The organism is Janthinobacterium sp. B9-8, assembly GCF_000969645.2.
Lineage (GTDB): Bacteria > Pseudomonadota > Gammaproteobacteria > Burkholderiales > Chitinibacteraceae > Iodobacter.
In genome coordinates, this window is the sequence record NZ_CP014222.1 from 1,428,341 (window position 1) to 1,442,599 (window position 14,259).

A 14,259-nucleotide genomic window follows, 5' to 3' on the forward strand; every position below is an offset into this window, starting at 1 on the left:
GTCAGGCTTATTCATTAACAACAACAACTTGGCTGCAATATTCTTACTCTTCCAATCTTGCTATTAGTGAAAATCATGATGTGCCAAAGCTGGCAATGCCTGAAAGGTGGGTATAGAGTCAGGGCACACTGAACCGGAGCTTCTGTTATGACCGTTTTGTCCACACTCAAAGCACTAGGTGAACTTGCTGCGGCGAGTGACCAGCCGATCACCCAAGATTTTCTCTCTGCTTACTTCGCCCACATCTCCGAAGACGATTTAATAGAAAAAACACCGGAAGATTGGTTTGGCGCGGTGCTTGCGCATTGGCGTATGGCACGCACTCGCGTGGCGAACACGCGCAAAATACGCATTTATAATCCAAGCGTGCCTGATCACGGCTGGCAGAGCAGCCATACCGTGATTGAAATCGTCCAGTCAGATCGCCCCTTCCTAGTTGACACCATCGGCATGTCTGTTGCGCGATTAGGTTATGGCGTTCATCAGGTTGTTCACCCTGTATTGCAAGTTGCCCGTCAAGAAAATGGCGACTGGCAAGGTATGGATGAGCAAAGCCCTGCCGAATCTTGGATGCATATTGAAATTGATCGCATCACAGCGAGCGACGCACTGGCTCAACTCGAAAATGATCTGAACAACGCCCTTGATATGCTGGATGCTTGCGTCACCGACTGGCCTGCTATGGCAGATCGCGTCACGGCTGCACTTGAAGGCCTGCGCCATCGTCCGCCTCCGCTTGATATTGTTTTAGTCCGTGAAACCAGCGCATTTTTAGAATGGATGTTGGCTGGCCACTTTATTTTCCTGGGCGTGCGTGATTACCGCTTTGCAGAAGATGGCAACTTACATTTTGTGGGTGGCTCTGGTCACGGCTTACTACGCGATTCTGGCGATTCTGGCCTGTCACACACTTGGGCCGCCTTACCGCTTGATTTAAGAGAGCGTGCTTATTCTGCCGATCCATTGATTTTGATGACCAAGGCCGATACCCGTTCTTTAATTCACCGGCCTGCCTACCTCGATATGGTCAGCCTGCGTGAAGTGGATGCTAGCGGCAAAGTAATTGGTGAATTACGCATTCTTGGTCTTTACACTGCCAGCGCTTACACTACACCCCCACGCAATATTCCATTACTGCGCAAAAAAATTAATGCAGTCTTGCTCGCCAGCGACGCCGATGTAGGTGGCTACCGTGGCAAGGCCATGCTGAATGTAATCGACACTTATCCGCGCGATGAGCTACTAGAAATCGGCATCGATGATTTAGCCCGTATCGCCCAGGGCGTGGTCAGCCTGCACGAGCGTAGCCGCGTGCGCACTTTCTTCCGCGAAGATCTCTATCGCCGTTATGTATCCGTGATGCTGTTTGTGCCTCGTGATAACTACACCACCGAAGTGCGCGTTAAAGTCGAAAAAATCCTGATGGAGCGCTTGGGTGGCTACGAGGCTGAATTCAATGTCTTGCTGGCAGATAGCCCGCTGGCTCGCATTCACTTCCTGATTCACCTGCCGGTTGGCGAGCGTCTGGTTTACAACGTTAAAGAAATTGAAGACGAAATCGCCCGCGCCGCACAGCGCTGGCAAGATGATTTACGTAATCAGCTGACCCATGTACGCGGCGAAGAAGTGGGGGCTGCGCTGTATCAGCGCTATCAACGTGCTTTCTCCCCCGCTTACTGCGCAGATTTCACTGGACGCGTGGCGGTTTACGATATCGAAGCACTGGAAGCCAGCTTAAAGAATGACAAGATTGCCATTACCCTTTCACCGGGCAGTGTGGTTGATCCAACCCTGTGGCGCTTGAAGCTTTACCGTGGCAAGCCCATTGAATTGTCTGATTGCCTGCCTCTTTTAGAAAACCTTGGCGTGCGCGTGCTGGACGAGCGCCCCTACGCGCTGACTTTCGATCAAACCGAACATGCTTGGATTATTGATATTGGCCTGCGCTTACCTGTAGGCACTTCGCTAGAAAACAGCATCGATCGCGAACGTCTGATTGCCGCGTTTACCGCCATTTTTGAAGGCGCATGCGAAAATGATAGCTTTAACCGTTTGATCTTAGGTGCGGGCTTGGCTTGGCGTGAAGTGCTGATTCTGCGTGCTTACTCTTGCTATATGCGTCAGGTAAACCTCAAGTACGGCGTGGAAATTATCGCCGATTGCTTGCTGCGCCACGGCAAACTCAGCGGCCAGCTTGCGGCGCTGTTTGTGATGTCGCACGACCCGGTTACCAATTCACCGGGTGTAGCAGAAATCCTGGCAGAAGAAATTCGTCAAGCTTGCGCTAATCAATCCAGCGTAGACGACGAAAAAATCCTCTCCAGCCTGCTGGCCGCGATTCTGGCCACCGTGCGCACCAACTTCTTCCAGCTTGATAGCGATGGCAAGATCAAATCGTATATGTCGTTCAAGGTAGAGTCAGCGCGCATTCCAAATATGCCGCAGCCAGTGCCGCTGTTTGAAATCTTTGTCTACTCACCAGAAATGGAAGGCGTACATTTGCGCGGCGGTAAGGTTGCTCGTGGAGGTTTGCGCTGGTCTGATCGCCGTGAAGATTTCCGCACCGAAGTGTTGGGTCTTGTAAAAGCACAGATGGTGAAGAACACCGTGATTGTGCCGGTTGGCTCTAAAGGTGGCTTTGTAGTGAAAAACCCACCAAGCGATCGTGAAACGCTAATAGCGCGCGGCATTGAATGCTATAAAAACTTTATTCGTGGTCTGCTTGATCTGACCGACAATCTGGTGGCAGGCCAAGTGGTTCACCCATCGCAAGTACGCCGTCTAGACGAAGATGATCCTTATCTGGTGGTGGCAGCGGATAAAGGCACGGCTACTTTCTCTGATATCGCCAACGGTATTTCGCGCGATTATGGCTTCTGGTTGGACGATGCCTTTGCTTCAGGCGGTTCGGTAGGTTACGACCACAAGAAGATGGGCATTACCGCCAAGGGCGCATGGGTTTCGGTAGAGCGTCAGTTCCGCGAGCTGGGCATTAACACCCGTACCGATGAATTTACCGTCATCGGCGTGGGCGACATGTCTGGGGATGTGTTTGGTAATGGCTTGCTACGCAGCGAGCACACCAAACTCTTGGGCGCGTTTGATCACCGCCATATTTTCCTTGATCCAAACCCGGATCCTGCCGTGTCGTTTAAAGAGCGCGCGCGCTTATTTGATCTGCCCCGCTCTTCATGGGCCGATTACAATGCCGAGCTAATTTCTGCAGGCGGCGGTGTCTGGCCACGCAATGCCAAGACCATTCCATTGTCTGCCGAAGTAAAAGCGATTCTTGATGTAGAAGCCGATGAGCTAGAGCCAAGCGAGCTGATCCGCGCCATGCTAAAAGCACCGGTTGATCTGTTCTACAACGGCGGGATTGGTACATACGGCAAGGCATCAACCCAAACACCAGCCGAAGCCAACGATCGTGGCACCGATGCCGTGCGTATCGACGGTAAGGAATTCCGCTGCAAGGTAATTGCAGAAGGCGGCAATCTGGGCTTCACCCAGTTGGGCCGGATCGAATACGCTGCTCACGGTGGCCGCGTGCATACCGATGCAATTGATAACTCTGCCGGTGTGGATTGCTCCGACCACGAAGTGAATATCAAGATTTTGCTGGGCCGCATTATGGCCGGTGGCGATTTAACCATGAAGCAAAGAAATGACTTGCTGGCATCGATGACCGATGAAGTGGGCCATTTGGTGCTGCGTGATAACTATCTGCAAACCGAAGCCATCAGCCTTGAATACCAGCAAACTGCCTCGCTCCTGCCGGTACATCAGCGCTTTATGCAATCGCTGGAAAAAAATGGCCGTCTGTCCCGCCGCATTGAATTCTTGCCAACCGACACGCAAATCGCCGCGCGTCAGCAAGAAGGCAAAGGCTTGGAGCGTCCGGAACTGGCTGTATTGCTGGCTTACGCAAAAATGGCCCTGTTCCAGGACTTACTGGCTAGCGATTTGCCAGACAGCCTGGATTGGGATGGCCTACTCGCCGCTTACTTCCCTAAACCGCTGGTAGATCGCTTTGGTGATCGCCTTGGCGAGCACCCATTGCGCCGCGAAATTGTGGCCAATGAGCTAACCAACCGCACCATCAACCGCATGGGCATTAGCTTTGTTTTCCGTCTTTCCGAAGAAACCGAGCTACCTCCAGCCACGATTGTGCGCGCTTGGTACGATGCCACCGAGCTACTCGATAGCGAAGCCCGCTTTGTTGCCATCGAATCGCTCGACAACAGCATTCCGGCCATCATGCAGTACACCATGCTGCTGCGTGAACGTCGTCAGCTAGAGCATGCCACACGTTGGTTACTGCAAAACCAGGACACCTTGCCAGATTACGCAGAGCTGATTCGCGAGCTAAAAGGCAAGATCCCTGCCTTGCTGCCGCAATTGCCTGAATGGTATGCAGGCTCGGCCAGACAAACAGAAATCACCGAAAGCTGGTTGGCAGCAGGTGTACCTGCTGCTCTGGCGAAGCAAAGCGCTTGCCTTGATGGAGCTACGCAGCTACTTAACATCGCGCTGCTTACCCGCAAACAAGCCGCTGATGTGGATGCCGTAGCAACGATCCACTTTGCCTTGGGGGATGCGTTAGAGCTGGATTGGCTGCATGGCTTGATCGAGCAATTGCCACGCGCCAATCATTGGCAAACCCTAGCCCGCCTAGCTTGCCGCGACGATCTGCAACGCGCCCACATCGCGTTAACGAGTGCCGCACTCGAGCTAAGCCCGGGTGCTACGCCAAGTGTGCGGGTTGAATCATGGCTACAAAGCCAGGAAACAGCCATCGCCCACTGCCGCAGAATGTTTGAAGAAATGAAAACACTCGCGCCAGACTTAGCCATGATGTCGGCCGCCTTACGCGAAATTCGTCATCGTTTAGCGGTGTAAAGGTAAGAGGAGCTGAGCTTAGGCTCAGCCCATAGTAAATAAAAATGCGGCCCTGAGAGGGGTCGCATTTTTTGTATACGAAATCACCTACAAACCATTTGTGTTCTCTGTAGTTCAAGGTTTAGGGCTGTCAGCTTCAAATACCGAAATTAACTAGAAAGCCCTCCCAAAAGCCTTTCTCCGTGAAACTCCGTGTTTCAATATTTGGGTTTGTACCCACACAAACTAGCCCAGTTTAAAACTCACCAGCGATTGGTTTAAAGCCGCGGGGTGTTTTCTAAACTAACCGCTTCGGCAGAGGGTCGATCCGCTTCTTCGCAGTTTTGGCGCACATTGATTTCCAGCTCTTGCAGGTCGGTTTTCATGGTGTTGTTTGTAAATAACGCCTTGTAACACCACCAGTTAAGCGTTTATGTCATAAATAATATTAAAGATTTGTGAGATTTCTTCGATATATCTTTATCCAGACTGACTACTTGCTTCAAGCTTAAGGTTTGCCTCATGAAAATTGCCAACGAATCAATGCAAGCCACTATTCAAAACTTTACGCGGCAGCGTGTGAGCAATAACGGCGCGACGGAAGAAGACCCCACAAAAAGCGCTTCGTTTGAATTTAAAATACCAAAGTTCGATCTGGTTTCCAGCCGTAAAAGCGCGGCAAAGGGCCGCTTAGATATGCTGAAGCGGCAATTGGAAGGCATGTTGAAGTTTGCAGGCATAGGCAAAAGCAATGTTGCGGCCGCAGCACGGCTAGCCAAGCAAATTGCCGCGGCGGTGGCCGAATATGCAGGCGTTAGCGGCGGCGCAGTTCAACCGCCAACCATTGCGGGCACTACCACCACCACGGCGACTGCCCCTACTGAGGCCCCGGCAGTGGAGAACGCTGGCCAAGAGGCGCAGCAAGCAGTACAAAAAGCCGAGCAACAAGTGAAAGAGCAAGAAGAAAGGCAAGAGGAAAAACAAACATCAAACCCTCTCGCGCAAAAAAGTGGCATGAGCGCTGAAGATCGTGATTTTTTGGATGAAGCCAGGAAGATCATGCAAAAAGCAAAGCTACTGCTGGCCCTGGAAATACAAAACAGCAAGAAAGAGATAAAAACAGATAAAGCGCTTTATAAAGACGCCTTAAAAAGCATGGACGATGCGCTCAAAAATGCCACCATCGCTTTAGAGCAGGAAGGCAAGCAAGCTGCCGATACCCCCAGCGTGTACGCCGCAGATGGCCACACCAGCCCTATTCAAGTGAGCCTGCCGCAAATTTCAGTACAAGCATAATATCTACCTTAATTTGCAAAGCCTGCGCTGTAACACACCCGCACCCTATGCGGCTTGTGGCGGCTTTCTGACTGAATAAATTGTGCTTTTAGCAATTTTCCATCTGAGACTCCCCTTGAATGCCACTCTCACGGTATAATTTCGCGCTTTAGTGTCTGCAGCCTGCCAGACTTAAGACTGATCGTACTGCGGAAAAGCCGAGTTTGGCCACATTTCACGCATTTTTTCGTTGAATAGCCAGCTATTCGCCTCAAAAATCCGCGAAATGTGTCTTAAACCGAACTTCCCCTCGCAACGATTGCTTAAGTCCGACAGACTGCAAGCCGCCTTTATGGGACAAAGCCACAGGCATGGAAGCAGAACAGCTTAATCAGATCGAGAACCGGATTAATGATTTGGTCTCTCGCAGCGAAGAACTACGCAAATACTTAGATTATCCCGGCAAAAGCGATCGACTTGAAGAAGTTGTGCGCCTGATGGAAGACCCGGATATCTGGAACGATCAAAAGAAAGCGCAAGAATTAGGCCGCGAACGAAAAGCGCTTGAAGGCGTGGTTGTGGTGCTGGATGAAGTCTCCGCAGGCCTTGGCGATGCCAAAGATTTGTTCGACATGGGCAAGGAAGAAGGCGACTTCGATACTTTGCAAGCCGTGTCTGATGATGTGGATGCCATTTCTGCCCGCGTTGAAGAGCTGGAATTTCGCCGGATGTTTAATCACCCGATGGACCCAATGCCATGCTTTATCGACATTCAATCGGGCGCTGGCGGTACTGAGGCGCAAGACTGGGCGGGCATGTTGCTACGCATGTATGTTCGCTATGGCGAGCGCAAAGGCTTTACCGTTGAAGTGATGGAGCAATCGGACGGTGATATCGTGGGTATCAGCCAGGCGACGATCAAACTCACAGGCGATTACGCTTACGGCTTCTTACGCACAGAAACAGGCGTTCATCGCTTGGTTCGTTGCTCGCCTTACGATTCAAACAACCGCCGCCACACCTCGTTTGCCTCGGTGTTTGTTTACCCGGAAGTCGACGATAGTTTCGAGATTGAAATCAATCCGGCTGATGTGCGGACCGATACCTACCGTGCTTCTGGCGCGGGTGGTCAGCATATTAATAAAACCGACTCTGCGGTTCGATTGACGCACATCCCAACCAATACCGTTGTGCAATGCCAAAATGACCGCTCTCAACACAAAAATCGTGACGAAGCATGGAAAATGCTGCGCGCCAAATTGTATGAGTTGGAATTGCGTAAACGCATGGAAGCGCAGCAATCGCTTGAAGCGACCAAATCCGACATCGGCTGGGGCCATCAGATTCGCTCCTACGTATTCGACCAAAGCCGCATCAAAGACCTGCGTACTAGCTTTGAGGTTGGCAACATCAAGGGAGTGATGGACGGCGACCTAGAAGGATTCATCGCCGCCAGCTTGAAACACGGGGTTTAAGTTTTTTCAAACCCAAATCTTGAACCACAAAGGGCACAGAGAACACGGAGTTTTACGGAGAAAACCGTGAGGGCTTATTTAAATAAAGCAAGCTCTTTGTTTTTTGTTGCCTAGCGTCACTGCCGCATATAAACCCTCAAGAAAGAAACACATTTCATAGAGGCTTACGATGCAATTAAGCAAGTTAACTGACGACATTTTGGGCGCTGCCATTGAAGTGCATCGCCATCTTGGACCGGGCTTGCTTGAATCAGCGTATGAAGCATGTTTGATACACGAGCTATTCTTACGTGGACTGACTGCAGAACGACAAGTGGATTGCAAAATTCACTATAAGAACACCATTGTCGAGCACGCTTTTCGACTGGATTTACTAGTTGGCGGGCAAGTCATTGTTGAATTAAAAAGTTGTGATCATTTGTTAGCGATACATGAAGCACAGCTATTAACTTATTTAAGACTAAGTGGCCACAAAGTTGGCCTGTTGATTAACTTCAATACCACATTACTAAAGCACGGTATTAAACGTATCGTACTTTAAGGGTTTCCTCCGTGAACCTCCGTGTTCTCTGTGCCCTCTGTGGTTCAAGATTTGGATTTATATAAAAATGTCCGAAGAACAAATTATCCAGCAAGATGAAAACCAGATTATCGCGGAACGCCGCGCTAAGTTGACTGCCCTGCGCGCTGCTGGCGTGGCTTACCCGAATGATTTCAAACGGGAAAACATGGCGGGCGATTTGCAAGCCAAGTACGGCGAGTTTGAAAAAGCCGATATGGAGGCCGCTCAAGTCAGCGTAGCCGTTGCTGGCCGCATGATGCTCAAACGCGTGATGGGCAAGGCAAGCTTTGCTACTGTGCAAGACTCCACAGGCCGCATTCAGTTTTTTATCAGCAAAGATAAAGTGGGCGAAGATATTTACGACAGCTTCAAGACATGGGATATGGGCGATATTATTGCTGCCCGTGGCATGCTGATGAAAACCAATACCGGTGAGCTTTCGATCCAAGTTACCGAATTGCGTTTGCTGACTAAATCTTTACGCCCTCTTCCGGATAAGCATCATGGTCTTGCAGACCAAGAGCAGATTTATCGTCAGCGCCATCTGGATTTGATTACTAACGATCTAAGCCGCGCTACCTTTATCAAGCGCTCTAAAATCGTTCAGTGCATCCGCGATTACATGGTGGGCGAAAACTACCTAGAAGTTGAAACCCCGATGATGCACGGCATCCCCGGCGGTGCAACAGCCAAGCCGTTTGTAACGCATCACAATGCACTGGATATGCCACTTTACCTGCGCATCGCCCCAGAGCTTTACCTCAAACGCCTGATTGTTGGCGGTTTGGAGCGCGTGTTTGAAATTAACCGTTCTTTCCGCAACGAAGGCATGAGCACCCGCCACAACCCAGAATTCACCATGATCGAATTCTACGAAGCGTATTCTGACTACCAGCGCATGATGGAAATGTCCGAAGGCATCATCCGCGCTTGTGCCCTGCTTGCTACTGGCAGCACCGTCATTACATACCAAGGCAAAGAAGTCGATCTATCCAAGCCCTTTGCTCGCTACACCATCGCAGGCTCGATCAAAGCTTACAATCCGGAGTACACGGACGAGCAACTGAACGATCAAGCTTTCTTAGCGGCAGAAGTGGTTCGCTTGGGTGGCAAACCAATACCAAACGCAGGCGTTGGTGCATTGCAACTGGCCCTATTTGAAGAGAACACCGAAGCCAAGCTGTGGGAGCCAACCTTTATTATTGACTACCCAGCCGAAGTCTCCCCCCTGGCTCGTGCCAACGATAGCAAACCAGGCATTACCGAGCGCTTCGAGCTATTTATGGTTGGCCGTGAACACGCTAACGGTTACTCTGAGTTGAACGACCCGGAAGATCAAGCCGAACGCTTTATGGCCCAAGTTGAGCAAAAAGACGCCGGTGACGATGAAGCCATGCATTTCGACGCCGACTACATCCGCACCTTAGAATCCGGCATGCCCCCAACCGGCGGCTGCGGTATTGGTATCGATCGCTTAGTGATGCTACTGACCGACTCACCAAGCATTCGCGACGTTATCCTATTCCCGCAGATGCGTCCTGAGTAAGTTTTAGTAAGCGACTAAAACGACAAAACCCCACATCGGTTAATAGCTTATGCGGGGTTTTTGCTGTCTGTACGCTAAGCGCCAATCCGCATGAAAGGCAAAAGCACATTTATTTAACGTATTGAATTTGTTGATATTTTTCACACCAATAAGTACCAAATGTGCTTGTCGGCACACGTTTCAATCCGATTTTTAATCCTCGCCTCGTCGAACCTACCCCCCCCACGAGGCTCCGAACAAGGATTAAAATTTAAAACCCCTTAAAAAGGAATACCCTCAACATACCGAAAAACCCCCTCATACCTATATATTTCCCGTAATATTTTACTTGTATATCTCGAAACGCTATCGCTATTATTTAATATGGAAATTTCATCACTAGAAAATAAAACATTTATTTCAACACACTCATCTGATTTATTCCAATTTAGGTGTATTTCATTAATTTCCAAGTCCAAACTAACATTTCTCCTCCATAATGAGCTCCGAATAAACCATCTTATTCCATGAATAAAATCAGGAGTAAATAACTTTATTTTTTTATCGTCCTTAAAAATATCAACATAAAATAGTTCAATGTTTCTTTCGAATAAACTACAATTAGCTTTATGTAGGTGGCTATATTCATTTAGCATTTTTTCAAAACACCCCTCAGAAACAAAAAGAACTCTTGAAAAATCTTCTTTCTTATTGATTATATACCTGTAGATGTAGTGTGTACTATCTACCTTTACCTGCTTTATATCATCGCCATCAACATCAAGCCTGTACAAATCCGTTTCGGCAACTGAAATTAAATTAAACTGATAAACACATATATTTTTAGTTCTTTTATGTAATGCTCCAATCTCATACGATTGAGCTTTTATCAATGAATTAACGGAACCAAATATAGCCTTGTCATTTTTGGCGGCACCAGAAATACGATTCATTTGTTGAAAGGCAAAAACCTCATATTCTGGAAATTTTAAAATTTCATCTACACCAAATTCCTTTATATCTTGATGGTATTTCTTCTCAGCACCAACACTATCTATTAAATAGTTAATTGCTTTATTGTTACTCCAAATATGCAACGGCTCCCAATTTACATTGGGATTGTTTGCTGCAGTTTTTTTTGCAACAAAAGCCCAGACATTATCAGCATCTTTCTTGCAACTAATAATTAATACAGTATAGATATTAGTCCCCTTTACATCGGAAACCTTGTATGCCAAAAGATCAATTTCTCGAACGACCCCCTCCAGGTCATCTTCATAATATTTATTATTAATAATACTCCACCCCGTTTTTCTAAGGCGATCACCCACCCTACTCTCAAGGATAAAGCCAGTGCTTTTGATACCCTCTGCATATATATTATTTGCCATGAAAACCTCTCACCTAAAAAGTTAAATATTGATTTAATTATTTATGCATCTACTTAACCCAAAACATTGTTAGCACTGCAAATGAAGTTGTTTATCTATTGAGGGTGTGTCGCCAGCAACAGAGCTGCCACTAGTCGCTCCCCAATTAGTAATAGGCTCTTCCTACCTAAACAATCAAATCATCAAACCCATCAAAAACCCAGCCATCTTCATAAATCACTTCAAATAAATGCCCGTCTAAGTCACGAAAATAGCCTGCTATACCCCAAGCGTTTTTCGTGGCGGGCTTTACGATCGTTGCGCCTAGGCTGGCGGCTTTATCTAAAACGCGCGGCACATCTTCTGGGCTGCGGGCGATATAGGCTAATGCCATCCCTGAAAAGCCACTCCCCTCTGCCGTGGCAAAGTTGGCATCTATGGCAAAAGCTTCGCGGGATTGAATTGCCATCACAATACCGCCCAAATCAAACTTTACAAACTCCGCATGACTCGATTCAGCCTTGGGCCACCCTAGCGCTTCATAAAAGGCGGTGGATTTAGCGATATCGCTTACCCCGAGCAAGATTAAATTCAGGCGTTGTCGCATTAGCACTTTCCTTATAAGTATATAGAACGGTAGTTCTTTTTATTAATTGTGCCTTGTCGACTATCGCCAGGCAAGAAGTGATGCTCCATTCTTCTTGTTTTCTTTCTGATGACGCAAGATATCAAATTGGATAAAGTAGCGCACGCGCTAGCCCATCAAAAAAGATAGAAAACAAATGCCCATCACACTCCTCGCCCCAAACTTTGCCCTTCTACCCAGCTATATCGCCGCACTAGAGCGAAATTGGACTCGTGACGACGACCATGACCCTGCGGGTGCATCAGCCCAGTTGGCTCGCATTGACCAAAACGCTGACGCATTTCTCGCTTCGCTGTCAGATATGTACGGCAGCGGCCCACTTGTAGAGCTCAACGATGGCAGCAAAGTGCCCCGCCTACCTCGGGCTAGATACTGGATTTCTGATGGCGAGTTTGCAGGCGATTTAAGTTTGCGCTGGCAAAAAGGGACTTCGGAATTGCCTGCTTATTGCTTGGGGCATCTTGGCTATGCGGTGGTTCCGTGGAAGCGCGGGGGCAATTATGCATCACAAGCAATGATTCAATTGATGCCTTTAGCTAAAATCCTTGGTTTAAGCTGGATTGATATCGCCATAGGCATTGATAATGCAGCATGCGCGCCGCATTGCAGAAAAGGCAGGAGCGATGCTTTTGCGGCAATTTAATGCCGGCCCAGAAGCGGATAATCAAGAGGCGCTGCTGTTTAGGCTAGACCTTAGTACTTAAGCATTGCTTTAAAGTACTGCTTAAGTGTTTTTTACAAATAGAATTAAGTACTGGAATTAAGTGATGTTGCCAATTTCAACCCAAATGCTTTTGCTAAGAGACTTTACGCCTGCTGATTTAAATGCCTATAAATATCTGCGCAGCGATAAAAAATTTCAGCGCTTTTATAGCGAAGAAGATTCGTCACCTGAAAAATCTGAATTTCTGTTAAATCTATTTATTCAACAGGCAAAAGAGCAGCCAAGAAGCAAATACCAACTGGCTATTGTTTCTCACTCCGGCGAGCTAATGGGTTCTTGCGGTATTCGTATTGAAGCGCATGGCAATGCATCCATAGGCTGCGAGTTAGGAAGACACTGGCACGGCACAGGCGCGGCAAAACAAGCGGCGCAGGCAATCATTAATTTTGGCTTTAGAGAATTAAATGTGCAGCGAATCTATGCAGAGTCAATTACGAACAATAAAGCCGCAATCCGCCTTTGTGAGTCACTTGGAATGTATATAGAAGCTGAGCGTGTGAATGAGCAGTTTTTTAAAGGTAAATCGTGGAGTACTGTAGTGCTTGCTATGAGCAGAAAAATTTGGGGTGATAAACTGAATCACTGATAAGGATTATTGCAGAATTCTGGATAGTATTTTTTGTGTTAAATGCAATTTACGGTTGCAATTTTTATGTGAATACTGAGGTAAATTATGCGTTTCTTTTCTGCAATAAAGCCAAGTTTTCTAATGGTAATTAGTATTGTTTTTTTTAACACTTGGCTAATAGGCGCTACATTTAGTAGCATCCCTGAAAACAAAGCAACAACAACCGTTGTGTATGTAGTGTCAATGTGTTTTTTTCTTGCTGCGTTGAGTTTTTTTTCAAAAAAGTACCAATTTATTCGCACTTTTGTTTTTCATGATAAAGCGACTTTGTTCGACATCAATAAATATGGCCTAGGGATTGCCTTGTTTTGCATAGGGCTCTCATTCATTTTTTTACTTTGCATCTAAAATAATGCCACCCAAAACCCAATACAAACCCATGCCTGATTATGCCTCTTGCTCAATTTCATTATCAGTATCGTAGGGCGGGTGAAACCCGCCCTGCAAATTAAAAAACCAAGTCTCTCGCTCAAGAAATCTATCTACACAGAGTCCATTGAGTAAGAGGCGTAATCAGAAACCCATAAATTTGATGCGCTTAATGAACAACATCTTCTCATTATTTTTTATCACTTTGCTGTGCTATAGCCATACTGCATTTTCTGGCGACAACCCACTGACTATTGCATTTTTTGATTTTTCTAGTGGCGTAGGCAAGGCAAGCTTTAAATCGCTTCGCACAAGCGGCATTGAACACCCTTGCTGGCATGAAAGTTTTGTAGAAATTAGTGGCATTGAAACTGCGTATATCGAGAAACTACCAAAATCCTTAGACCCAAACGATTTTCGTCAGGCACTTCTCGGTAATACCGTAGTAGCAGAGCGTTTGCGTAAGTCTATTTCAGCTGCTGGGCTAAATGGGACTTATGCTTTTACTGTTGATGTATCGGGAAAGTTTGGAGTAATTCATGGTATGGGCACGCAGAACATAGGAATTGCATCATCTGCCTCTACACCAATTATTGAAGGCAAACTTATCCAAAACAGTACATTTTCTAAGCGCCTATGTGAGGCGAGTAAATCAATGGAATAGCCGTATTGCCGCAGAAAACAATCAGGACCAACCCAAAAATTTTCACCTGTCGAATGCTGCGACATTTTATATTTATTATTTTTTTCTATGCTATAAGCGCAGCTACAATGAGCTGGAAAATATTAACTATTTTTTTGATTTTA

The 14,259-nt window shown here is 47.3% G+C and carries 10 protein-coding genes; 8 read left to right on the plus strand and 2 right to left on the minus strand.

What is annotated here, in order from left to right:
- The first annotated feature begins 147 nt into the window (after positions 1-147).
- The 5 genes from VN23_RS06455 (at position 148) to lysS (ending at position 9,736) form a co-directional block, all read left to right on the plus strand.
- A complete protein-coding gene (locus VN23_RS06455; protein WP_046352010.1) occupies positions 148-4,899 on the plus strand; it encodes an NAD-glutamate dehydrogenase in 4,752 nt (1,583 codons plus the stop codon).
- Positions 4,900-5,400: 501 nt separating this feature from the next.
- A complete protein-coding gene (locus VN23_RS06460; protein WP_046352009.1) occupies positions 5,401-6,174 on the plus strand; it encodes a hypothetical protein in 774 nt (257 codons plus the stop codon).
- Between the two features lie 350 nt (positions 6,175-6,524).
- The gene (gene prfB / locus VN23_RS06465) at positions 6,525-7,628 is read left to right on the plus strand and encodes a peptide chain release factor 2 (RefSeq protein ID WP_046352008.1); all 1,104 of its coding nucleotides are present in this window, start codon (positions 6,525-6,527) and stop codon (positions 7,626-7,628) included.
- Positions 7,629-7,797: 169 nt separating this feature from the next.
- Positions 7,798-8,169 carry a GxxExxY protein gene (locus tag VN23_RS06470; protein WP_046352007.1) on the plus strand — a complete coding sequence of 124 codons (372 nt, stop codon included), beginning with the start codon at positions 7,798-7,800 and terminating at the stop codon, positions 8,167-8,169.
- Between the two features lie 67 nt (positions 8,170-8,236).
- A complete protein-coding gene (lysS, locus tag VN23_RS06475; protein ID WP_046352006.1) occupies positions 8,237-9,736 on the plus strand; it encodes a lysine--tRNA ligase in 1,500 nt (499 codons plus the stop codon).
- A gap of 260 nt (positions 9,737-9,996) precedes the next feature.
- Here the strand turns inward: lysS and VN23_RS06480 are convergent, their stop codons facing one another.
- Together VN23_RS06480 and VN23_RS06485 are read right to left on the minus strand one after the other, a co-directional pair.
- The gene (locus tag VN23_RS06480; protein ID WP_046352005.1) at positions 9,997-11,106 is read right to left on the minus strand and encodes a hypothetical protein; all 1,110 of its coding nucleotides are present in this window, start codon (positions 11,104-11,106) and stop codon (positions 9,997-9,999) included.
- Positions 11,107-11,272: 166 nt separating this feature from the next.
- Entirely contained in the window at positions 11,273-11,692 is a 420-nt protein-coding gene (locus VN23_RS06485) for a VOC family protein (RefSeq protein ID WP_046352004.1), read from the minus strand.
- Positions 11,693-11,867: 175 nt separating this feature from the next.
- On the opposite strand from VN23_RS06485, the gene VN23_RS06490 reads away from it, so the two are divergent.
- The 3 genes from VN23_RS06490 to VN23_RS06505 all read left to right on the plus strand — a co-directional run bounded on the left by VN23_RS06490 (position 11,868) and on the right by VN23_RS06505 (position 14,116).
- Positions 11,868-12,374, plus strand: a complete 507-nt coding sequence (locus VN23_RS06490) for a GNAT family N-acetyltransferase (RefSeq protein ID WP_052746591.1) — start codon at positions 11,868-11,870, stop codon at positions 12,372-12,374.
- A 124-nt stretch (positions 12,375-12,498) separates the two neighbouring features.
- Positions 12,499-13,041 carry a GNAT family N-acetyltransferase gene (locus tag VN23_RS06495; protein WP_046352003.1) on the plus strand — a complete coding sequence of 181 codons (543 nt, stop codon included), beginning with the start codon at positions 12,499-12,501 and terminating at the stop codon, positions 13,039-13,041.
- A 583-nt stretch (positions 13,042-13,624) separates the two neighbouring features.
- Positions 13,625-14,116, plus strand: coding sequence for a hypothetical protein (locus VN23_RS06505; protein WP_156455134.1), 492 nt, complete (start codon positions 13,625-13,627; stop codon positions 14,114-14,116).
- Positions 14,117-14,259: the final 143 nt, after the last annotated feature.

Bases quoted from the DNA above. Each gene is read 5' to 3' on its own strand.
- VN23_RS06455 (WP_046352010.1), top strand. From the start codon at position 148: ATGACCGTTTTGTCCACACTCAAAGCACTAGGTGAACTTGCTGCGGCG.
- VN23_RS06460 (WP_046352009.1), top strand. From the start codon at position 5,401: ATGAAAATTGCCAACGAATCAATGCAAGCCACTATTCAAAACTTTACG.
- prfB (WP_046352008.1), top strand. From the start codon at position 6,525: ATGGAAGCAGAACAGCTTAATCAGATCGAGAACCGGATTAATGATTTG.
- VN23_RS06470 (WP_046352007.1), top strand. From the start codon at position 7,798: ATGCAATTAAGCAAGTTAACTGACGACATTTTGGGCGCTGCCATTGAA.
- lysS (WP_046352006.1), top strand. From the start codon at position 8,237: ATGTCCGAAGAACAAATTATCCAGCAAGATGAAAACCAGATTATCGCG.
- VN23_RS06480 (WP_046352005.1), bottom strand. From the start codon at position 11,106: ATGGCAAATAATATATATGCAGAGGGTATCAAAAGCACTGGCTTTATC.
- VN23_RS06485 (WP_046352004.1), bottom strand. From the start codon at position 11,692: ATGCGACAACGCCTGAATTTAATCTTGCTCGGGGTAAGCGATATCGCT.
- VN23_RS06490 (WP_052746591.1), top strand. From the start codon at position 11,868: ATGCCCATCACACTCCTCGCCCCAAACTTTGCCCTTCTACCCAGCTAT.
- VN23_RS06495 (WP_046352003.1), top strand. From the start codon at position 12,499: ATGTTGCCAATTTCAACCCAAATGCTTTTGCTAAGAGACTTTACGCCT.
- VN23_RS06505 (WP_156455134.1), top strand. From the start codon at position 13,625: ATGAACAACATCTTCTCATTATTTTTTATCACTTTGCTGTGCTATAGC.